Raw genomic sequence first — 20,366 nt, 5'->3', positions numbered from 1 at the left:
ACCACAGCACGGACGACCGATCACAGGAGACCGCCATGACCACGAACCAGCCGCACCCCACCACCCCGACCGGCGACGCCGGTCTCCCGTCCCTCGTCGCCGTCGTCGGCGCGACGGGCAAGACCGGGCGCCGTGTCGCGGCCCGCCTCGCAGCGCGGGGCATCGCCGTCCGCCCTGTCTCGCGGAGCACCGAGACCAGGCTCGACTGGGACGACCCCGCGACCTGGGCGCCGGCGCTCGCGGGGGCCGACGCCGCCTACGTCGCGGTCGCACCGGACCTCGCGGCCCCGGGAGTTCCCGAGGTCGTCGCCGACTTCGCCCGGGTCGCGGCGCGCGTGGGCGTGCAGCGCCTCGTGCTGCTCTCGGGTCGCGGCGAGCCCGAGGCGCAGCGTGCCGAGGAGCTCGTCGCCGAGGCGTTCCCCGCTCGCACGGTCGTGCGTTGCGCGTGGTTCGCGCAGAACTTCAGCGAGAGCTTCCTGCTGGACCCCGTGCTCTACGGAGTGGTCCCGCTCCCCGTCGACGCCGTGGTCGAGCCGTTCGTCGACCTCGAGGACGTGGCCGACGTCGCGGTCGCGGCGCTCACCGAGGACGGGCACGCGGGCCGGGTCTACGAGCTCACGGGGCCCCGGCTGCTGACCTTCGGCGAGGCGCTCGCGGAGGTCGGGGCGGCGAGCGGCCGGGACGTCCGGCTCGTGACCGTCACGGGCGACGAGTTCGCGGCCGGCCTGACCGCCGCGGGCGTCCCTGCCGACGCCGTCGAGCTCACCCGCTACCTGTTCGAAGAGGTCCTCGACGGACGCAACGAGCACCTGACGCACGGCGTGCACGAGGCGCTCGGTCGCGAGCCGCGCGACCTCGCCGAGTTCGCGCGTCGTGAGGCCGCGGCCTGGGCGCCGGTCGGCTCCCCACAGGCTCCGCCTGCCGTCCTGGACGGGGTGCACTGATGGGCGCGCTCGGGGCTCTCGGGTGGGCGGTCGTGGTGGCATCGGTCGGCTGCGCGCTCGTCGGGGGAGTGCTCTTCGCGTTCTCGACCTTCGTCATGGCGGGCCTGCGCTCGGTCGCGCCCGACGTCGGAGCGACCGCGATGGCCTCGATCAACCGCCACGCGACCAGGGCCCCGTTCGGGTCTCTCCTGGTCGTGACGACCGGGCTCGTGACGGTCCTCGGCGTCGTGGCCGCGACGCGGCTGGGCGAGGCGGGCGCGGTGCTCGTCCTGGCCGCGGCCGTCGTCTATCTATTGGGCGGCATCGGGGTGACGGCGGCCGTCAACGTCCCGCTCAACGACCGCCTCGAGGCTGCGGAAGCGGCGGTCTCGACCTCGGGTCGACGGTCGGCCGAAGCCTCACCCTCAGGTCGAGGGTCGGGTGGGACGCGGGTTCGTCCCACCGGCCCGACGGCGGAGCGAGACCAGGTCTGGGCGGTCTTCCTCGGGCGTTGGGTCGCCTGGAACCACGTGCGGACCCTGGCGTGCGGGGTGGCCGCCCTGCTGCTGACGCTGGGGCTGGTGACGCGACTCGCGGGGTGAGCGGCGCCGTCAGGCCCCCGGATGAACGGTGAGTGCGGAGTCCTGGTGAGACACGCCCGGCGAGTCGCGCAAGAACTCCGCACTCAGCGCACCGGAGGAGGGCGCAGCCCGGAATAGTCGCCCCCGCGCCGGGGTTGTCCCGGTATGAGCGACAAGAGCTGGGGCGAGGACGCCGTCATCCGCAAGGTCCTCGCGGACACCGAGACGTGGGCCGTGGTCGGGCTGTCGAACAACTCGGCTCGCGCCGCGTACGGGGTGGCCCGGCTGCTCCAGCGTCAGGGCAAGCGCATCGTGCCGGTCCACCCGGCAGCCGAGACCGTGCACGGCGAGCAGGGCTACGCGTCGCTCGCCGAGATCCCGTTCCCGGTCGACGTCGTGGACGTGTTCGTGCGCTCCGACCTCGCGGGGGCCGTCGCGGACCAGGCCGTCGAGATCGGGGCCGGGGCCGTCTGGTTCCAGCTCGACGTGGTCGACGAGGACGCGTTCGCGCGGGTCCGCGACGCCGGGCTGGACATGGTCATGGACCGCTGCCCGGCGATCGAGTGGCCGCGCCTGGGACCGACGACCGCCGCCGCGCAGGGCTGAGGCCCGACGTGGCCGTGATCGACACGGCGACCACGCTGGGTGCGCGCGCCGCCGAACGGCTCGACCAGGACCCGGCCGGCCTGAGCACCGAGGAACGCGCGCGCTACGACGCCAGGTACCGGGCGGCGATGGCCGACCTCGGGATGAGCCCCGAGCAGTTCCACGCGGCGTACTCCGAGGTCCTGCGCTTCACGCCCGAACGGCTGCGCGGGTTCTAGGGCTCTCGTCGGCTCCCGGCCCGCCCCGGCACCGCGACGGGCCGTCAGTCTCCGAAGACCAGCACGGGCCGACCGGTCCGGGGGTGGGCCAGCACGTCGCACCGCACCCCGTACACGGGCTCGATCACGTCCGGGACCAGCACGTCCCGCACGTCACCCGCTGCGACGACCCGCCCGCCCGAGAGGACCACGACGTGGTCGCACGAGGCCGCCGCGAGGTTGAGGTCGTGGAGGGCCGCGAGGACCGTCACGCCGTCCGCGGCGAGCTTGCGCAGCACGGTCATGGCGGCGAGCTGGGCCGCGATGTCGAGGTGGTTCGTGGGTTCGTCGAGGAGCAGCAGCGCGGGGTCCTGGGCGAGGGCGCGGGCCATGTGCACGCGCTGGCGCTCGCCTCCCGACAACGTGGCGAGCGACCGTTCGGCCAGCTCCTCGACCCCGGCCCGCACGAGCGCCTCGTGGGCCATCGCGCGGTCGGCGTCGGTGTCGCCCGCCAGGAGCGAGCGGTGCGGGATCCTGCCGAGCAGCACGGCGTCGAGCACCGAGACGGGCAGGTCGGTCGACGCGTCCTGCTCGACGAGGGCCAGCCTGCGCGCCCGACGCCGTCGCGGCATGCGCAGCAGGTCCTCGCCGTCGAACCGGACCTCGCCCGCGTCCGGGACCTGGGTGGCCGCGATCGCGCGCAGCAGCGTCGACTTCCCGGACCCGTTGGGGCCCAGCAGCCCGCTCACCGCTCCCGGGGGAGCCGTGCAGTCCACCCCGTCGAGGATGAGCTGCGACCCGGCCGACCACGAGACGCGCGAGGCGTCGAGCCCGTGGGCCGCCCGCGCACGCCCACCGGCGGCCGGCGTGCCGTCCCGCGAGGACGGCGACCCGTCGTGTCCTTGCGGCACCTCGCGCCCCGCGCCCGCCCGGTCCACGGTCCTCGGCTCCGTCACAGCGCCCGCCTCCCTCGCCACAGGATGATCGCGAAGACGGGCGCGCCGATCGCGGCCGTCAGGATGCCCACGGGCAGCTCGCGCGGGGCGAAGATCGTGCGGGCGAGCGTGTCGGCCCACACGAGGAACGACCCGCCGAGCAGGGCCGCGAGGGGCAGCAGCACGCGGTGCCGCGCACCGGTCAGGAGCCGGACGGCGTGCGGGAGGATCAGCCCCACGAACCCGATCGCGCCCGAGACCGAGACCAGGGCTCCGGTGAGCAGCGCGACCCCCACGAGCAGGAGCCACCGGGTCCGGTTCACGGCGATGCCGAGGCCCGCGGCCGCGGTGTCGCCGAACGTGAAGGCGTCGAGCACCGACCCGGTCGACGCGAGCAGCGTCCCCAGGACGAGCACGGCGCCGCCCGCGATCGCCACGGACGTCCAGGTGGCCCCCGCGACCGATCCCATGAGCCACGACAGGATCTCGCGGTAGGAGTCCCCGGTCGCGGACCAGAAGATGATGAACGACGTCGCCGCGGCCGCGAGCTGGCTCACCGCGAGGCCCGCGAGCACGGTCCGCGTGGGGGTGATGGCTCCGAGCGAACCTGCGAGAGCGAGCGCCGCGACCAGGGCGAGGACGGCCCCGCCGAACGCCGCGACGGGCAGCAGGACGCTCACGCCGAGGACCAGGACGAGGACGGCACCCAGCGAGGCTCCCGACGAGAGCCCGAGCAGGTACGGGTCGGCGAGCGGGTTGCGCGTGAGGGACTGCATGACCGCGCCGCAGATCGCGAGCCCGGCCCCCACGGCCGCGGCCGTCAGGACGCGCGGGAGCCGGAGCTGCCACACCATGCCGTCCTGCAGCAGGGGCAGCGGCTCGAGGCCGAGCGGCCCGCCGAGCCCGAGGTGCGTCGCGATCGAGCGCCACACGTCGCCCCAGGAGAGGTCCGCGGGGCCGATCGTCACGGCGACCACGACGCTCACGACGAGCGCGAGCGAGGCCCCGACGAGCCACCACTGGGTGGCACGCCGGGTACCGGGGGAGCGGCGCACGGCGGCGTGCGCTCCCGACGGGGCGGTGCGTCTCTCGGCCACGGGGCTTCTCACCGGTTCGGGACTCCTCAGGGGATCGTCAGCGCCGCGAGCTGTGCGCTGAGGTCCTTGACGGCGTCGACGTTGCGCACGCCCGCCTCGGTCGCGGGGAACGGCACGGTCAGGAAGCGGTCGCCCTGCACGGCCGTGAGGTTGGCCGTGGCCGGGTTGGCCTTCAGCGCGTCGATCTTGGACTGTGCCGTGTTCCACGCCGAGTCGACGAGCACGATCACGTCGGGGTCGGCCGCGATGATCTCCTCGAACGAGAACGGCGTCCAGGTGTCCTGGACCGAGGCCGCGATGTTCTCGACCCCGACGGCGGCCATGATCATCTGCGGCGCACCGATCCCCGCACCCACGTACGGGATGTCGGAGCCCGAGGAGTACCAGAGCGCAGTGAGCCCGCGGTCGTCGGGCTCGAGGGCGTCGAGCTCGGCGCGCTGGGCGGCCACCAGCTCGGTCGCGGTCCCGGCGACGTCGAAGATCTGACCGGCCTCGTCGATCTCGGCGAACACGTCGTCGAACGTCAACGGGTCCGGCTTGTACGCCTCGTCCTTGCACGCGGAGGGCGAGACGTAGGTCTGGACGCCGAGCTGCTGGAAGGTCGTACGGTCCCCTGCTCCCTCGGCCGTCAGGTTGGACTCCCACCCGGCGTACACGAGGTCGGGCTCGAGCGTGAGCACGGCCTCGGCTCCCGGGACCTTGTCGGCCATCGGGGTCACGACCGCCGGCACGGCGGCGGCCGCGTCGGCCCACTGCTCGGGCACGGGGCCGTCGGGGAACGCGGTCCCCACGATCCGGTCGCCCAGGCCGAGCGCGAGCATCATCTCGGTCGTGCTCGACTTGATGGTCACGACCTGGCGCGGGGCGCCGGTGAACGTGACCTCGAACCCGCAGTTGTCGAGCGTCAGGGGGTAGGTCGTCGAGGTGGTCGGCGACCCGGCGGGCGCCGTGGTCGCCCCGCCCGTCGCGAGGCTCCCCGCGTCCGAGCACGCGGCCAGGGTGAGGGTCGCGACCAGGGCGAGCGCCGCCGTCGGGCCGGCGGAGACTGCACGCCGGGAGGTCGAGCGGACGCGGGGGCGAGCGGACGAGGACAGCACGGGACTCCATGTCGGGGAGGTCGCCGGCTCGGCCGGTGCAGGGCACGGCGGCGCGGCGAGATGCGAGAGGGAAGGGCGCCACAATCCGCGACGAGGATCCGCGGCCCAAGCACGGGCCGCTGCGGCGAGCCAAGCACGGCTCGCGATCCACCCCTCAGCCTAGTAGGTCGGACGCTCGTGCTGAACGCCGGGGGCATGGTCGGGCCGGACCAGCACACGGCGCACCGGCCTCGCGTCGCGGACCTACAGTGGGCGCATGAGCCCGACGACGGAGCCCGGCCCTCCCGGCACGTCCGGTCGCGCGCAGCGCGGGCCGGGACGCAGCGCGGGCGCGTCCGGGTGGTGGGCCCCGCTGCTGGGCGTCGCCTCGGCCCTCGGAGCCTTCGCGGTGGCCGAGCTCGTCGCGCTGGTCGTGGGCTCGGGGTCGAGCCCCGTGCTCGTCGTGGGGGCCGGCGTGGTGGACAGGGTCCCCCCGTGGCTCAAGGACTTCGCGGTCGAGACGTTCGGCACCGCGGACAAGACCGTGCTGATCCTCGGGATCGTGGTGGTGCTGGCGGTCGCGGCCGTCGCCGCGGGGGTCCTCGAGACGCGGCGACCCCCCTGGGGCACGGTGCTGCTCGTGGTGGTCGGGGCCGTGGGCATCGCCGCCGCCGTGACGCGACCCGACGCGACCCCCCTGTGGGCGCTGCCGACCGTGGTGGGCGTCGGCGTCGGGATCATGCTCCTGCGGACGGGCGCCGCACGGCTGCGCGCGTGGCGGGCCTCGGCGCTCGCGGTCGCGGCCCGGGTCCCGGGGCCGGCCGGGCAGGGTGGTGGTGCGGGCTCGCCCGAGCGTCCCGAGACCCCGCTCACCGCGGCTCGGCAGCGCGAGGCGCTCGACCGCCGGTCATTCCTCGTCTTCGCGGGGCTGACGACCGTGACCGCGCTCGTGGTCGGCGGCGCGGCGCGCGTGCTGTCCGCGGGGTCACGGGCCCTGACCGCCGCGCGGGACGCGATCCGCCTCCCGGCCCCGACCGGTCCCGCGGTCGTGGTCCCGGCGGGGGCGAGTCTCGACGTGCCCGGCATCACGCCCTACGTGACGCCCAACGACGACTTCTACCGCATCGACACGGCCCTGCGCGTCCCCGAGGTGGACCCGGACGACTGGCGGCTGCGCGTCGTCGGGCTCGTCGAGGAGGAGGTCGAGATCTCGTTCGCCGAGCTGCTCGCGCTGCCCCTCGTCGAGAGCGCCACGACCCTGACGTGCGTGTCCAACGAGGTCGGCGGGGACCTGGTGGGCAACGCGGTGTGGCTCGGGTACCCGTTGCGCGACCTGCTCGCCCGCGCCCGCCCGCACGCGGACGCCGACATGGTGCTCTCGCGCAGCGCCGACGGCTGGACCGCGAGCACGCCGCTCGACGTCCTCACGGACCCGGGTCGCGAGTCGTTGCTCGCGGTCGGCATGAACGGCGAGCCGCTGCCGCTCGCGCACGGGTTCCCGGTGCGCATGGTCGTGCCGGGGCTGTACGGGTACGTGTCGGCGACCAAGTGGGTCGTCGAGCTCAAGGTCACGCGCTTCGCCGACGACGTCGCCTACTGGTCCACGCGCGGCTGGTCCGAGCGCGGGCCGATCAAGATGTCCTCGCGCATCGACGTGCCCCGCTCGGGCGCGACGGTGTCGCCGGACGCGGCCGGCGACGTGGTCGTGGCGGGCGTCGCGTGGTCCCAGCACACCGGGATCGCCGGCGTCGAGGTGCGGGTCGACGACGGGGAGTGGGAGGCGGCCGAGCTCGCCGAGACGGTCTCGGCCGACACGTGGCGGCAGTGGTCCTGGCGATGGGCCGCACCGGAGAAGGGCAGCCACCGCCTCGCGGTCCGCGCGACGGACGTGGACGGGACCGTCCAGACCTCGACCGAGGCCCCGCCCGCGCCCGACGGGTCGAGCGGCTGGGACACGCTCGAGGTCGGCGTGGCCTGAACCGGGCGTCCAGCATGCGGGCACCTTGCGCAGCGGCGCGGTCCGCCCGCCCCGGCGTGGCAAGGTAAGGAACGTGACGACCTCGCAGACCACGCCCCAGCCCTCCGCCCCGACGACCCCGTCCACGACGCCGCAGGACCCCGCGCCGCAGCGCGCCGTGGTCACGGGCGCCTCGTCGGGCATCGGCGCGGCGACCGTGCGCCGCCTGCGCGCGCAGGGGTGGGACGTCGTGGCCTTCGCGCGCCGCGCCGACCTGCTCGACGCGCTCGCGGCCGCGACCGGTGCGCACCCCGTCGTCGGGGACGTGACGGACGACGACGACGTCGCGCGCCTCGTGCGCGAGGCCGAGGCGCGCGGTCCGGTCCACGCGGTGCTCAACATCGCGGGCTTCGCGAGCGGCACGGACCCGATCGACGCGAGCGACCTGGACCGCTGGCGGGCCATGTTCGAGACCAACGTGCTGGGCACCGTGCGCGTGACCAAGGCGTTCCTGCCCGCGATCCGTCGGGCGGGGTTCGGCACGGTCCTGGTCCTCACGTCGACCGCGGGGCACGACGCGTACAGCGGAGGTTCGGGCTACGTCGCGACCAAGCACGCCGAGGCCGCGGTCGCCGACACGCTGCGCCTCGAGCTCAACGGCGAGCCCATCCGGGTCCTGGAGATCGCACCCGGCATGGTCCGCACCGAGGGCTTCTCGCTGACCCGGTTCGACGGCGACCAGGCCAGGGCCGACGCGGTCTACGACGGCGTCGAGAACCCGCTCACCGCGGACGACGTGGCCGACGTCGTGACGTTCGCCGTGACCCGGCCCCAGCACGTCGCGATCGACACCCTGGTGCTGCGTCCCGTCGCGCAGTCCTCGACCACGCTCCTGGCGCGCGGGCCGCTCGTGACGCGCCGGTGACGGACGTCGCCCCGGGATGACCCTCGTCCGGGCCGACCGCCGGGGCGGCCCCCGGCGTGGGACACGCTTGTCGGAGGGGGCGCAGGCTGGCATGATGACGCCCGTGACCCCCGCCGCGCACCCCCTGAGCACCCGCGTGCTCGTCGTGCGCCTGCGGCCGGTCCACGCGTCGAGCTGTTGTTGAGGGCTCGCTGACGCTCCAGCAGCGCGCGACCTGGTGTCAGCGAGCAGTGCCACGCCCCTCCCTCTGAGTGAGGGCGTGATGGTCACCGATCAGTTCTCACGCCCTGGTCGGTCTGCCCTCGTGAGCACCCGCCTCGACACCAGGACTCCCCATGAACGCCATCGCACTGATCGCCCACCCGTCCGACACCGACGGGCGCACCGATCCCCTCGGCCGTCTCGTCGCCCACGACCCGTGGTTCGCCGCAGCGTCGTCGGGCATCGCCCCCTCGGCGTCCCACGGCCCGACGGCGCAGCCCGCCCAGGGAGCCGCACTCACCATCGAGTGGCTCGTCGCGCGTGACATCGACACGTACCGGGACCGCCGTCGGGCGTCGTCGCGCGGTCGGTCGGTCCCGGGGCGCTGAACGACGCCTCACGCGGGCGCACCTGCGCCGTGAGGTGCCGTGGGGTGCCGCGAGGAACGGTCGGCTCGGCACGCCCGGCGGACGGCGCGTTACCATGGGGTCCACAGGCATCGACCCGGCCATCACCGGTGAGCCTCCGGAAGAACGGGCCCCGTCCGCGGGGCCTCAGTAGAACCGGACGGGTAGGCCCGTCACAGCCGTGTCGAGCGGTCGCCGCTCGGGCTCCTGCGGGTGCCCGACGACGGCAAGCGGGGTGGTACCGCGGCTCGCCTTCTCCCTCGGGAACCAGGGAGGGGTGGTCGTCCTCGCACGAGCACGTCCCGGACCACCGCCTGCCACTCACGATGGAGCCACTGAGCCATGGCCTACCCTCTGCACCGCACCGACGACACCGCCCCTGACGGTCAGGGCCACCAGATCCCCGCCAGCCCCCACCTGCCCTCCCTCGAGCGCGGCGTGCTGTCGTACTGGTCCAAGGACGACACGTTCCGCGCGTCGATCGAGCACCGCGAGGCGGGTCAGGACGGCGACAACGAGTTCGTCTTCTACGACGGCCCTCCCTTCGCGAACGGTCTGCCGCACTACGGGCACCTCCTGACGGGCTACGCCAAGGACGTCGTGCCGCGCTACATGACCATGCGGGGCAAGCGCGTCGAGCGCCGCTTCGGCTGGGACACGCACGGCCTGCCGGCCGAGCTCGAGGCCGAGCGCGTGCTGGGGATCACCGACAAGTCCCAGATCGAGGCCATGGGTATCGCCGCGTTCAACGAGGCCTGCCGCGAGTCCGTGCTCAAGTACACGGACGAGTGGAAGGAGTACGTGACGCGCCAGGCGCGCTGGGTCGACTTCGCGAACGACTACAAGACGCTCGACATCACCTTCATGGAGTCGGTGATCTGGGCGTTCAAGCGTCTGTACGACAAGGGCCTCGCGTACGAGGGCTACCGCGTGCTGCCGTACTGCTGGCGTGACGAGACGCCGCTGTCGAACCACGAGCTGCGCATGGACGACGACGTGTACCAGTCGCGTCAGGACCCGGCGCTCACGGTCGGGTTCCGACTCTCCGATGACGTCGCGGACGGCGTCGCCTCGCCCGCAGCGGGGGCGCTCGTGCTCGTGTGGACCACGACGCCGTGGACGCTGCCCTCGAACCTGGCCGTCGCCGTCGGGCCGGACGTCGACTACGTCGTGGTGCGCCCCGGCGCCTCCTCGGCCGTGGCCGGGGACAAGGTCGTGCTCGCCGCCGCGCGCCTGGGCGCGTACGTCAAGGAGCTCGGGGAGGACGCCGAGGTCCTGGCGACCGTCAAGGGCGCCGACCTCGCGGGGCTGCGCTACACCCCGGCCTTCGACTACTTCACCGACCGCTCGGCCGAGGGCTGGCCGAACGCGCACCAGGTGCTCGTGGCCGACTTCGTGACGACCGAGGACGGCACGGGCGTCGTCCACCTGGCCCCCGCCTTCGGTGAGGACGACATGGCCGTGTGCGACGCGGCCGGGATCGTGCCCGTCGTGCCCGTCGACGCCCGTGGGCGCTTCACCAACGCCGTCCCCGACTACGCGGGCGAGCAGGTCTTCGACGCCAACCCCAAGGTCATCAAGGACCTCAAGGAGGGCACGGGCCCGCTCGCGCGCGTCGCGGCCTCCTCGCGCGCCGTCGTGCTGCGCCACGAGACCTACCAGCACTCCTACCCGCACTGCTGGCGCTGCCGGAACCCCCTGATCTACAAGGCGGTCTCGAGCTGGTTCGTGCGCGTGACCGAGTTCCGCGACCGCATGGTCGAGCTCAACCAGGACATCATCTGGACGCCCGAGCACATCCGCGACGGGCAGTTCGGCAAGTGGCTCGCGGGCGCCCGCGACTGGTCCATCTCGCGCAACCGTTACTGGGGCACGCCCATCCCCGTGTGGGTCTCGGACGACGCGAACTACCCGCGCATCGACGTCTACGGCTCGATCGCCGAGCTCGAGGCCGACTTCGGCGTGCCCGTGACGGACCTGCACCGTCCCTTCATCGACGACCTGACGCGCCCCAACCCGGACGACCCGACCGGGAAGTCCGTCATGCGCCGCATCCCCGACGTCCTGGACGTCTGGTTCGACTCGGGCTCCATGCCGTTCGCGCAGGTCCACTACCCGTTCGAGAACGCCGACTGGTTCGAGCACCACTACCCGGGCGACTTCATCGTCGAGTACATCGGCCAGACCCGCGGCTGGTTCTACACGCTGCACGTCCTGGCCACGGCCCTGTTCGACCGCCCGGCGTTCCGCTCGGCGGTCTCGCACGGGATCGTGCTCGGCTCGGACGGGCGCAAGATGAGCAAGTCGCTGCGCAACTACCCGGACGTGTCCGAGGTCCTGGACCGCGACGGCTCCGACGCGATGCGCTGGTTCCTCATGAGCTCGCCCATCCTGCGCGGCGGGAACCTCATCGTGACCGAGGAGGGCATCCGCGACTCGGTGCGTCAGGTGCTGCTGCCGCTGTGGAGCACGTACTACTTCTTCACGCTCTACTCGAACAACGCCGACGGCGGCGCGGGGTACACCGCGCAGCGCGTGGCCCCCGAGCGCGTCGCGGACCTCCCGGCTCTCGACCGCTACCTGCTGGCTCGCACGCACGACCTGGTCGCGACCGTCACGACCCAGCTCGACGCGTACGACATCGCGGGCGCGTGCGAGACCGTGCGCGAGCACCTCGACCTGCTGACCAACTGGTACGTCCGCACGCAGCGTGACCGCTTCTGGGACGAGGACGAGGACGCGTTCGACACGCTCTGGACGGCCCTCGAGGTCCTCACGCGCGTCATGGCACCGCTCGCGCCCATGCTCTCCGAGGAGGTCTGGCGCGGTCTCACGGGCGGGCGCAGCGTGCACCTGACCGACTGGCCGAGCGTCGTCGCCGACGCGCCGGGCGACTCGCTGGCCGGCGTCCTGGTCGCCGACGACGCGCTCGTCGCCTCGATGGACCTGGTCCGTTCGGTGGCCTCGCTCTCGCTCGGTCTGCGCAAGGCGCACTCGCTGCGCGTGCGCCAGCCGCTCAGCACCCTGACCGTCGTGACCGAGGACCCGGCAGCGCTCGAGCCCTACGGCGACCTGCTCGCCCGTGAGCTCAACGTCAAGGCCGTGCGCTTCCTCGACCTCGAGTCCGGTGCGGCCGACGAGTTCGGCGTCTCGCAGAAGCTCACGGTCAACGCCCGCGCTGCGGGCCCGCGCCTGGGGCGCGGGGTCCAGGCGGTCATCAAGGCCGCCAAGGCGGGCTCGTGGCGCGTGGGTGACGACGGGTTCGTCGTCGTCGAGACGCCCGACGGCGACGTGCCGCTGCTCGGCTCCGAGTACGAGCTGACGACCGTGGTGCTCGCCGAGCAGGGCCACGACGAGGTCGACCCGGCCGCTCCGTCGATCGCGGCGGCCGTGCTGCCCACGGGCGGGTTCGTGGTCCTGGACCTCGAGCTGAACGACGCTCTCCTGGCCGAGGGCTACGCACGTGACATCGTGCGCGAGGTCCAGGACGCCCGCAAGGCGGCCGGCCTCGAGGTCTCGGACCGGATCGACCTCTCGCTCTCGGTGCCCGGCCCCTGGCAGGGAGCGGTCGAGGACCACCGCGAGCTCATCGCGGGCGAGACCCTCGCCGTGAGCATCACGGTCGACCTGTCGCCCACCGACGAGCGCAGCGTGCTCGTCGCCAAGGCGTCGGCGACCGTCTCGTCCGACCAGACCGACGGAGCACGGGCATGAGCGGCATCCGCGTCGGCCGTGGCGCCGGCGAGCGCCCGGGCGACAAGGACGCGCGGCGTCCCGGAGGCGCTGCGCACCAGCGCACGGCCGAGGAGGCCGCCGCGCTCGAGGACCTGACCACGGTGTACGCGCACATCATGGACCGGGCCCCCGAGCACGACATCGACCCGACGCTCGCGCGCGTCGAGCGGGTCCTCGAGCTCCTCGGCGACCCGCAGAAGGCCTACCGCACGATCCACATCACGGGGACCAACGGCAAGACGTCGACCTCGCGCCTGGTCGAGCGGCTCGTGCGCGAGCACGGCCTGCGCACGGGGCGCTTCACGAGCCCGCACCTGACCTCGGTGACCGAGCGCATCGCGATCGACGGCGAGCCCGTGAGCCCCGCGCGCTTCGTCGAGATCTGGGAGGACGTCGCGCCCTACATCGGCGTCGCCGACCGCGAGTCGCAGGAGGCGGGCGGTCCCCGTCTGAGCTTCTTCGAGGTGCTCACGGTCATGGCGTTCGCGGCGTTCGCCGACGCCCCCGTCGACGTCGCGATCGTCGAGGTCGGCATGGGCGGCGGCTGGGACTCGACCAACGTCGTGGACGGCGACGTCGCGATCGTGACCCCCATCTCGATCGACCACACGCGCTGGCTCGGTCACACGATCGAGGAGATCGCGACCGAGAAGTCGGGGATCGTCAAGGAGGGCGCGGTCGTCGTCCTCGCCGAGCAGAGCGACGCCGCCGAGGCCATCGTCATCGAGGCTGCGGCGGCCAAGCACGCCCGGGTCCTGCGCGAGGGGCAGGACATCGCGGTGGCCGGGCGGACCCCGGCCGTCGGGGGACAGGTCGTCGACCTGCGCACCCCTGCGGGTCTCTACACCGAGATCTTCCTGCCGCTGATCGGCGAGCACCAGGCTCACAACGCCCTGCTGGCGCTGGCGGCCACCGAGGCGCTGCTCTCGGGAGGGCGCGCGCTCGACGGCGGCGTGGTCGAGGCTGCCTTCGCGGACGCGAGCTCGCCGGGGCGGCTCGAGGTCCTGCGGTCGAGCCCGACCGTGATCGTCGACGCCGCGCACAACCCGGCCGGTGCCGAGGCCCTCGTCGCCGCGATCGACGAGGCGTTCGAGTTCGAGCACCTGATCGGGGTCGTCGCCATCATGGGCGACAAGGACTCCGAGCAGATCCTCTCGGTGCTCGAGCCCGTGCTCGCCGAGGTCGTCATCACGCGCAACTCGGCCGAGCGCTCGGCCGACGTGACCGACCTCGCGGAGGTCGCGATCGAGGTCTTCGGCGAGGACCGCGTCCACACGGCCGAGCGCCTCGACGAGGCGCTCGCCATCGCGGTCGACCTCGCCGAGCGCGACGACTCGGTGGGCGTCGGCGTGGGCACGGGAGTGCTCGTCACGGGCTCGGTCATCACCGCGGCCGACGTGCGGATCCTGCTCGGGCGCGGCTGACGGCGAGCCGCTCGCACGCCGCGGCCCGGAGGCTGCGCTCGCCCGACCACCACGCAGGGTGCCCCTCGCTCGAGGGGCGCCCTGCGTCGTCGGGCACGGAAAGTCGCGCCGGGGCGACTCTCTGCGTGCCACCGCACCGGCGGGGGTGTTTGATGGGGGGACGGGCGCCGGGGGCACGATCCACCGGCGCGCGAGCAGTGCACGCGGCCGGACGCGCCGCAGCAGTCCGACGGAGGGATGCGCCATGAAGAAGCTGCTCAACGACCCGCAGGACGCGGTGACCGAGTCGCTCGACGGGTTCGAGCTGGCTCACGCCGATCTCGTGGAGGTGCACCGGGCACCCCTGTACGTGTCCCGCGCCGGTGGTGCCGTGCCGGGCAAGGTGGGGCTCGTCAGCGGAGGCGGTGCAGGGCACGAGCCGCTGCACGCGGGCTTCGTCGGCGCGGGGATGCTCGACGCCGCGGTCCCCGGGGCCGTGTTCACCTCGCCCACGCCGGACCAGATCGTGCCCGCGATCCTCGGGGCCGACTCGGGCGCGGGCGTGCTCGCGATCGTCAAGAACTACACGGGCGACGTGCTCAACTTCGAGACGGCGCTCGAGCTCGTCGAGGCCGAGGGCACGCAGGCCGCGAGCATCCTCGTCAACGACGACGTGGCGGTCGAGGACTCGCTCTACACCGCGGGTCGTCGCGGCGTGGCAGGGACCGTCGCGGTCGAGAAGATCGCGGGAGCCGCCGCCGAGCGCGGGGATGACCTGGGCAAGGTCACCGAGATCGCCGGGCGGGTCGTCGCGAACGTCCGCTCGATGGGCGTCGCGCTCTCGGCCTGCACCGTGCCGCACGTCGGCAAGCCGAGCTTCGACCTCGACGAGTCGGAGATCGAGATCGGGATCGGGATCCACGGCGAGCCGGGCCGGCACCGCATCCCCATGGCGACCGCGGACGAGATCACGGGCATGCTCGTCGACGCCGTCGCGGAGGACCTGCGGCTCGCGGGCGGAGAGCGAGTGTTGCTGTTCGTTAACGGAATGGGCGGTACGCCCCAGTCCGAGCTCTACGTCGTCTATCGTCAGGCACGGAGGCTGCTCGAGGCGCGCGGCGTGGCAGTCACACGCTCTCTCGTGGGCAACTACGTCACTTCGCTGGAGATGCAGGGGGCCTCGGTCACCGTGCTCCGGCTGGACGACGAGCTGACCGCGCTGTGGGACGCGCCCGTGCACACCGCCGCTCTGCGGTGGTGACTCCAGCCGCCCCCCGAGAGCCGGGGAGCGGCGCCCCGGACCCTGCTCCCCGCGAGCCGTGCCCGGGACAGGAACGAAAGGGCGAGGAATGACGCTGGACGTTGCGTGGGCTGTGCGCTGGATGCGAGGCGCGGCGACGATGATCGTGTCGTCGCGGGACGAGCTCACCGAGCTGGACCGTCAGATCGGTGACGGGGACCACGGCGAGAACCTGAACCGCGGGTTCCAGGCGGTCGTCGCCAAGCTCGACGGCCTCGAGGAGCAGCCTGCGCAGATCGGCGACGTGCTCAAGCTCGTCGCGACAACCCTCATGTCCTCGGTCGGGGGAGCGTCGGGCCCGCTGTACGGCACGGCGTTCCTGCGCGCCGCGAAGGTCACGGGCCTCACGGAGCTGGACTCGTCCGCCGTCGTCGCGCTGCTCGAGGGTGCCCTCGAGGGCATCACGGCCCGCGGCAAGGCGGTCCCGGGCGAGAAGACCATGGTCGACGCGTGGCAGCCCGCGGTCGACGCGGCCGTCGAGGCCGCGGACGCCGGCAGCGACCCGGCAGGGGTCCTCGAGGCCGCGCTCGCCGCGGCCGAGACCGGCGCGCTCGCGACCGTCCCCATGCTCGCGACCAAGGGGCGCGCGAGCTACCTGGGCGAGCGCAGCGTCGGGCACCAGGACCCGGGGGCGACCTCGACCGTGGTGATCCTGCGGGCTGCGGTCGCGGCGGTCGACGCTCCCGGGGAATGATGTCCCGATGACAACCCCACACGTCGGCGACCGTGCGCGGATCGCCCTGGTCCTCGTGTCCCACTCGGCCCGGCTGGCGCAGGGCGCCGCCGAGCTCGCCGCCCAGATGGCCCCGGGGGTGCTGCTCCTGCCCGCGGGCGGGACGGACGACGGCAGCCTCGGCACGAGCTACGACGTCGTGTCCGCGGCGGTCGCCGAGGGGCTCGTCGGGACAGAGGGCGTGGTGGTCCTCGCGGACCTGGGCTCGGCGGTCATGACGATCGAGTCGGTCATCGAGCTCGACGACTCGCTCGAGGGCCGGGTCGTCCTCGCGGACGCGCCGTTCGTCGAGGGGGCCGTCGCCGCTGCGGTCACGGCCCACGGGGGCGGGACCCTCGCGGAGGTGCTCGCGTCGGCCGAGGCCGCGGGCGGCACGTTCGCGCAGAGCGGGTCGCCCGACGGCGGGTTCGTGCCCCCGCCGGGGCCGGCCGACCAGCTGGCCGCCGCCGCGGGGCTCGAGGACGACTCGCCCGGTGCGCCGCGCTCCGTCACGCTCCGCAACCCCCTGGGGCTCCACGCCCGTCCGGCGGCGATCCTCGCGCGGCTCGTCGCGGGCTACGACGCCAAGGTCACGATCAACGGGGTGAACGCCGCGAGCGTGCTCGAGATGATGAAGCTGGGCGCCACCGGGGGGCGCGAGCTCGTGATCGCGGCCGAGGGGCCGCAGGCCAGCGAGGCCAGGGACGCAGCCGTGGCGGCGGTCGAGGGCGGCTTCGGAGAGGTCTGAGCCGTCCCGTGACGAGCGTCACGTGAATACTGCATTGCCTGCAAAGTTGCACGACGTGTAAATTTGCCTGCTGTGCAGAACCTTGTCGAGCCCTCCGCCGCCCCCACGGGGCTGCGCGAGCGCAAGAAGCGCGAACGCCGCGAGGCGCTCATCGACGCTGCCCAGACCCTCGTGCTCGAACGCGGGCTGGACGCGGTCACGGTCGACGACATCTGCGCGTCGATCGGCGTCTCGGCACGGACGTTCTTCAACTACTTCGCGTCCAAGGACGACGCCGTGCTCGGGGTCGAGGAGTTCTCGCCCTCGGCAGGCGCGGTCCACGTCTTCGTCGCGGGCGGCCCCACGGGTGACCTCCTCGACGACCTGCAGGTGCTCGTCGCCGACCTGCTCGCGCACCAGGTCATGTCCCTCGAACGGGTGCACCGGGCGATCCGGCTGGTCGAGCGCGAGCACCGCCTCCTCGCCCGCCACATGTGGTGGATCGAGAACCTGCGGACCGGTCTGATCGACGTGTTCGAGCGTCGCCGGGCCCAGCACCCGTTCGTTCCCGAGCCCGAGCTGCTCGCGATGGTCGTGATGGCGCTCCTGCGCACCACGACGCTCGAGTGGGAACGGCTCGGCCGTACGGGCGAGCCGGTCGACCACCTGGGCTCGGTGGTCGCGCAGCTCCGGACGCTCGTGTGCCCGGGGACCTCGCCGGGAGAACCCGGCAGCCCCGGCTGACCCCACCACCACCACACTCACGCCCGCCGTCTCGCGTCGACGGGCGCCACCACCGGTCTGACTCGACCTGAACGGATCCCTCATGTCCTCCTCCCGCTCCACCACGTCGGCCGCGCCGACCGGGGCCGGCGCGTCCGCCGAGAACGGCAAGCCGCTCATCGTGCTGACGCAGCGCACGGTCTGGCTGATCTTCGGCGCGCTCATGGCCAGCATGTTCCTGTCCTCGCTCGATCAGTCGATCGTCGGCACCGCGATGCCCACGATCGTGGGCGAGCTGCACGGCGTCGAGCACCAGGGGTGGGTCATCACGGCCTACATCCTGGCGATCGCGATCGTCATGCCCCTCTACGGAAAGTTCGGCGACCTGTGGGGGCGCCGCTGGCCGTTCCTCGTCGCGATCGGGCTGTTCACCGTCGCGTCGGCGGGTGCGGGCTTCGCCCAGACGTTCCCCGAGCTCGTCGCGTGGCGAGCCGTCCAGGGCCTCGGCGGTGGTGGCCTCATGATCCTGTCGCAGGCCATCATCGCGGACATCGTCCCGGCCAAGGACCGCGGCAAGTACATGGGCCCCATGGGTGCCCTGTTCGGCATCGCAGCCGTGATCGGGCCGCTCCTCGGCGGCTGGTTCACCGAGGGACCGGGCTGGCGCTGGGCCTTCTGGATCAACGTCCCGATCGGCATCGCCGCCTTCCTCGTCGCGTGGTTCACCCTGAAGCTCCCGAGCCACCGTTCCGGGCGCAAGATCGACGTGGCCGGCATCTTCTTCCTGGTCGTCGGGACGTCCGGGATCGTGCTGCTCACGAGCTGGGAGTCGCTGACCTCGAGCAGGGGCTACGACTGGTCCGACCCCAAGCTCCTGGGCATGGTCGCCGCGACGCTCGCGTCGATCGCCCTGTTCATCGTGGTCGAGCGCCGTGCGGAGGAGCCGCTGCTCCCGCTGCACCTCTTCAAGAACCGCACGTTCACCATCGCGACGCTCATCGGCCTCGTGCTCGGCATGGGCATGTTCTCCGCGCTCGCGTTCCTGCCGACCTTCCTGCAGATGTCGACCGGCGCGGGCGTGACCGAGTCCGGCTTCCTCATGCTGCCCATGATGGTCGGTGTCATGATCACGGCGATCGGGTCCGGGTTCGCGATCACCAAGACGGGCCGCTACAAGATCTACCCCGTCGCGGGCCTCGCGATCACGACCGCGGGCATCATCTGGCTCACGACCATCACGGGCGACATGTCCATGGTCCTGTTCGGCGCCATGATCTTCGTGATGGGTGCCGGCATGGGTCTGGTCATGCAGACCATCGTCCTGGCCGTCCAGAACTCCGTGGACCCCCACGAGATCGGGACCGCGACGAGCGCGAACAACTTCTTCCGGGAGATCGGTGCAGCCGTGGGCACGGCGCTCTTCAGCACCATCTTCACGACGCGCCTGTCGGCCAACCTGGCCGAGGTCATCCCCGGTGGCGCCGCCACGGGTGGGGGAGAGGCCTCGAGCCTGACCCCCGCCGCGGTCCAGGCCCTCCCGGAGCCCGTCAAGACGGGCGTGATCGACGCCTTCACGGACGCGCTCGCGCCGGCGTTCTGGTACCTCGTGCCGCTCGTCGTCGTCGGGTTCGTGCTCGCGCTGTTCCTCAAGGAGGTCAAGCTCTCGGGCGAGGCCGGCATGGTCGCGCGCGGCGAGGCGGTCGCCGACCCGAAGGGCGCGCTGGTCGAGGGCGAGACGGACGCGCAGGTGCGCGACGCCGTCGGGCCGGACGGTGCCACCATCCCCACGGACGACGACCCGGCGGGCGGCCCCTCCCGCCAGGACGCGCCGGTAAACTGAGTCGCGTGAGCTCCACCAACGAACCGGTCGACGGGTCCGTCGCGTCCTCCGCCCCCACGGCGAAGGACGCGGCGGACGCGCCCCGCATCAAGGCCAAGAAGTCCGCGAAGATCCAGTTCACGTCGACGACGCTGATGCTGGAGGCGTTCCTGATCCTCTTCGCGACCCTCGTCGCGTACGGGCTGCGGAACGTGCCCTACGCGTGGCCGGACAAGATGCAGGTGCCCTCGGGCCCGGCGATCTGGATCGTGGGCGGCACGCTGATCGTGGTCCTGCTCCTGCTCAGCCGCATGGTGGGCGGGCCGGGCGGCTACGTCGCGGGCTCGGCCGTGCAGATCCCGGTCATCGCGTGCGGCTTCGCCGTCCCGCTGATGTTCCTCGTGGGCGGCATCTTCGTGGTGCTGTGGATCGTGTCGCTGCGTCTCGGCGGGCGCATCGACCGTGAGCGCGCCGCGTACGACGCGGAGCACCCGGAGACCGCGCCGAACATGTGAGCAGGGCCGGTAGGGTCGTGCGCATGACTGATGTTGCAGCCCCCGCAGTGGCCGACGCGCTCTCCGAGACCATCGAGCGCACCCTCGTCCTGGTCAAGCCCGACGGCGTCCGCCGTGGGCTGTCGGGCGAGATCCTCCGCCGTATCGAGGCCAAGGGCTACACCCTGGCCGCCGTCCAGCTCCTGGACGCCACCCCCGAGCTCCTCGCGGCGCACTACGCCGAGCACGAGGGCAAGCCGTTCTACCAGCCGCTGGTCGACTTCATGCTCTCGGGCCCGACGCTCGCGATCGTCGCCGAGGGCCAGGGCGTCATCCCGGGCTTCCGCTCGCTCGCCGGCACGACCGACCCGACCGCCGCCGCTCCCGGCACCATCCGTGGCGACCTGGGCCGCGACTGGGGCCTGAAGGTGCAGCAGAACCTGGTCCACGGCTCGGACTCCCCGGAGTCGGCCGCCCGCGAGATCTCGCTCTGGTTCCCGGGCCTCTGAGGCCCTCGCACCTGCCGACAGGCGCCCCCTCGAAGGAGG

The 20,366-nt window shown here is 73.1% G+C and carries 19 protein-coding genes; 16 read left to right on the top strand and 3 right to left on the bottom strand.

Translation table 11 applies throughout. The features are described 5' to 3' along the window. Nucleotides 1-35 precede the first annotated feature (35 nt). The 4 genes from ACFWFR_RS03320 to ACFWFR_RS03305 all read left to right on the top strand — a co-directional run bounded on the left by ACFWFR_RS03320 (nt 36) and on the right by ACFWFR_RS03305 (nt 2,328). Nucleotides 36-944 (top strand): NAD(P)H-binding protein, encoded by a 909-nt coding sequence (locus tag ACFWFR_RS03320; RefSeq protein ID WP_377621156.1) that lies wholly within the window; start codon nt 36-38, stop codon nt 942-944. Then, nucleotides 944-1,525, top strand: coding sequence for a DUF1772 domain-containing protein (locus tag ACFWFR_RS03315; protein WP_377621154.1), 582 nt, complete (start codon nt 944-946; stop codon nt 1,523-1,525). Before ACFWFR_RS03320 ends, ACFWFR_RS03315 begins: the two co-directional genes overlap by 1 nt. A gap of 144 nt (nt 1,526-1,669) precedes the next feature. Then, entirely contained in the window at nt 1,670-2,110 is a 441-nt protein-coding gene (locus tag ACFWFR_RS03310; protein WP_377616671.1) for a CoA-binding protein, read from the top strand. 8 nt (nt 2,111-2,118) lie between these two features. Continuing rightward, on the top strand, nt 2,119-2,328 hold the full coding sequence (locus ACFWFR_RS03305) for a hypothetical protein (RefSeq protein ID WP_377621153.1): 210 nt from the start codon (nt 2,119-2,121) through the stop codon (nt 2,326-2,328). Nucleotides 2,329-2,372: 44 nt separating this feature from the next. On the opposite strand, the gene ACFWFR_RS03300 is transcribed toward ACFWFR_RS03305, so the two are convergent. Genes ACFWFR_RS03300 through ACFWFR_RS03290 form a run of 3 tightly spaced genes read right to left on the bottom strand, consistent with a single transcriptional unit; the run spans nt 2,373 to nt 5,433 of the window. Further along, the gene (locus tag ACFWFR_RS03300; protein ID WP_377621151.1) at nt 2,373-3,263 is read right to left on the bottom strand and encodes a putative F420-0 ABC transporter ATP-binding protein; all 891 of its coding nucleotides are present in this window, start codon (nt 3,261-3,263) and stop codon (nt 2,373-2,375) included. After that, on the bottom strand, nt 3,260-4,339 hold the full coding sequence (locus ACFWFR_RS03295) for a putative F420-0 ABC transporter permease subunit (protein ID WP_377621150.1): 1,080 nt from the start codon (nt 4,337-4,339) through the stop codon (nt 3,260-3,262). Before ACFWFR_RS03295 ends, ACFWFR_RS03300 begins: the two co-directional genes overlap by 4 nt. Before the next feature lie 26 nt (nt 4,340-4,365). Next, nucleotides 4,366-5,433: a putative F420-0 ABC transporter substrate-binding protein gene (locus ACFWFR_RS03290; RefSeq protein ID WP_377621172.1), complete on the bottom strand. Its 1,068-nt coding sequence runs from the start codon at nt 5,431-5,433 to the stop codon at nt 4,366-4,368. A 259-nt stretch (nt 5,434-5,692) separates the two neighbouring features. On the opposite strand from ACFWFR_RS03290, the gene ACFWFR_RS03285 reads away from it, so the two are divergent. The 12 genes from ACFWFR_RS03285 (at nt 5,693) to ndk (ending at nt 20,327) form a co-directional block, all read left to right on the top strand. Then, a complete protein-coding gene (locus ACFWFR_RS03285) occupies nt 5,693-7,393 on the top strand; it encodes a molybdopterin-dependent oxidoreductase (protein ID WP_377621148.1) in 1,701 nt (566 codons plus the stop codon). A 73-nt stretch (nt 7,394-7,466) separates the two neighbouring features. Continuing rightward, the gene (locus tag ACFWFR_RS03280) at nt 7,467-8,297 is read left to right on the top strand and encodes an SDR family NAD(P)-dependent oxidoreductase (protein WP_377621146.1); all 831 of its coding nucleotides are present in this window, start codon (nt 7,467-7,469) and stop codon (nt 8,295-8,297) included. A gap of 335 nt (nt 8,298-8,632) precedes the next feature. After that, the gene (locus ACFWFR_RS03275) at nt 8,633-8,887 is read left to right on the top strand and encodes a hypothetical protein (RefSeq protein ID WP_377621145.1); all 255 of its coding nucleotides are present in this window, start codon (nt 8,633-8,635) and stop codon (nt 8,885-8,887) included. A 360-nt stretch (nt 8,888-9,247) separates the two neighbouring features. Continuing rightward, nucleotides 9,248-12,619 carry an isoleucine--tRNA ligase gene (gene ileS, locus ACFWFR_RS03270; RefSeq protein WP_377621143.1) on the top strand — a complete coding sequence of 1,124 codons (3,372 nt, stop codon included), beginning with the start codon at nt 9,248-9,250 and terminating at the stop codon, nt 12,617-12,619. Beyond that, nucleotides 12,616-14,064 carry a folylpolyglutamate synthase/dihydrofolate synthase family protein gene (locus ACFWFR_RS03265; protein ID WP_191805726.1) on the top strand — a complete coding sequence of 483 codons (1,449 nt, stop codon included), beginning with the start codon at nt 12,616-12,618 and terminating at the stop codon, nt 14,062-14,064. Before ileS ends, ACFWFR_RS03265 begins: the two co-directional genes overlap by 4 nt. A gap of 244 nt (nt 14,065-14,308) precedes the next feature. Beyond that, entirely contained in the window at nt 14,309-15,304 is a 996-nt protein-coding gene (gene dhaK, locus ACFWFR_RS03260; protein WP_191805725.1) for a dihydroxyacetone kinase subunit DhaK, read from the top strand. A gap of 88 nt (nt 15,305-15,392) precedes the next feature. Then, the gene (gene dhaL, locus ACFWFR_RS03255) at nt 15,393-16,037 is read left to right on the top strand and encodes a dihydroxyacetone kinase subunit DhaL (RefSeq protein ID WP_377621141.1); all 645 of its coding nucleotides are present in this window, start codon (nt 15,393-15,395) and stop codon (nt 16,035-16,037) included. Nucleotides 16,038-16,044: 7 nt separating this feature from the next. Next, nucleotides 16,045-16,803, top strand: coding sequence for a dihydroxyacetone kinase phosphoryl donor subunit DhaM (gene dhaM / locus ACFWFR_RS03250; protein ID WP_191805723.1), 759 nt, complete (start codon nt 16,045-16,047; stop codon nt 16,801-16,803). A gap of 72 nt (nt 16,804-16,875) precedes the next feature. Further along, nucleotides 16,876-17,526, top strand: a complete 651-nt coding sequence (locus ACFWFR_RS03245; protein WP_377616665.1) for a TetR/AcrR family transcriptional regulator — start codon at nt 16,876-16,878, stop codon at nt 17,524-17,526. An 82-nt stretch (nt 17,527-17,608) separates the two neighbouring features. Next, complete coding sequence (locus tag ACFWFR_RS03240; RefSeq protein WP_191805721.1) at nt 17,609-19,345, top strand: MDR family MFS transporter; 1,737 nt, start codon at nt 17,609-17,611, stop codon at nt 19,343-19,345. Nucleotides 19,346-19,350: 5 nt separating this feature from the next. After that, nucleotides 19,351-19,839 carry a DUF4233 domain-containing protein gene (locus tag ACFWFR_RS03235; RefSeq protein ID WP_377616664.1) on the top strand — a complete coding sequence of 163 codons (489 nt, stop codon included), beginning with the start codon at nt 19,351-19,353 and terminating at the stop codon, nt 19,837-19,839. Nucleotides 19,840-19,862: 23 nt separating this feature from the next. Beyond that, the gene (gene ndk, locus ACFWFR_RS03230; protein ID WP_191805720.1) at nt 19,863-20,327 is read left to right on the top strand and encodes a nucleoside-diphosphate kinase; all 465 of its coding nucleotides are present in this window, start codon (nt 19,863-19,865) and stop codon (nt 20,325-20,327) included. Nucleotides 20,328-20,366 lie beyond the last annotated feature (39 nt).

The organism is Oerskovia sp. NPDC060287 (genome assembly GCF_042726775.1).
Taxonomy (GTDB): Bacteria; Actinomycetota; Actinomycetes; order Actinomycetales; family Cellulomonadaceae; genus Oerskovia; species Oerskovia merdavium.
This window is presented reverse-complemented; position numbering and strand designations above follow the sequence as displayed.

What these genes read in the sequence shown, in the direction of transcription:
- ACFWFR_RS03320 (WP_377621156.1), top strand. Translation starts at nt 36, where the DNA reads ATGACCACGAACCAGCCGCACCCCACCACCCCGACCGGCGACGCCGGT.
- ACFWFR_RS03315 (WP_377621154.1), top strand. Translation starts at nt 944, where the DNA reads ATGGGCGCGCTCGGGGCTCTCGGGTGGGCGGTCGTGGTGGCATCGGTC.
- ACFWFR_RS03310 (WP_377616671.1), top strand. Translation starts at nt 1,670, where the DNA reads ATGAGCGACAAGAGCTGGGGCGAGGACGCCGTCATCCGCAAGGTCCTC.
- ACFWFR_RS03285 (WP_377621148.1), top strand. Translation starts at nt 5,693, where the DNA reads ATGAGCCCGACGACGGAGCCCGGCCCTCCCGGCACGTCCGGTCGCGCG.
- ACFWFR_RS03275 (WP_377621145.1), top strand. Translation starts at nt 8,633, where the DNA reads ATGAACGCCATCGCACTGATCGCCCACCCGTCCGACACCGACGGGCGC.
- ileS (WP_377621143.1), top strand. Translation starts at nt 9,248, where the DNA reads ATGGCCTACCCTCTGCACCGCACCGACGACACCGCCCCTGACGGTCAG.
- ACFWFR_RS03265 (WP_191805726.1), top strand. Translation starts at nt 12,616, where the DNA reads ATGAGCGGCATCCGCGTCGGCCGTGGCGCCGGCGAGCGCCCGGGCGAC.
- dhaK (WP_191805725.1), top strand. Translation starts at nt 14,309, where the DNA reads ATGAAGAAGCTGCTCAACGACCCGCAGGACGCGGTGACCGAGTCGCTC.
- dhaL (WP_377621141.1), top strand. Translation starts at nt 15,393, where the DNA reads ATGACGCTGGACGTTGCGTGGGCTGTGCGCTGGATGCGAGGCGCGGCG.
- dhaM (WP_191805723.1), top strand. Translation starts at nt 16,045, where the DNA reads ATGACAACCCCACACGTCGGCGACCGTGCGCGGATCGCCCTGGTCCTC.
- ACFWFR_RS03240 (WP_191805721.1), top strand. Translation starts at nt 17,609, where the DNA reads ATGTCCTCCTCCCGCTCCACCACGTCGGCCGCGCCGACCGGGGCCGGC.
- ndk (WP_191805720.1), top strand. Translation starts at nt 19,863, where the DNA reads ATGACTGATGTTGCAGCCCCCGCAGTGGCCGACGCGCTCTCCGAGACC.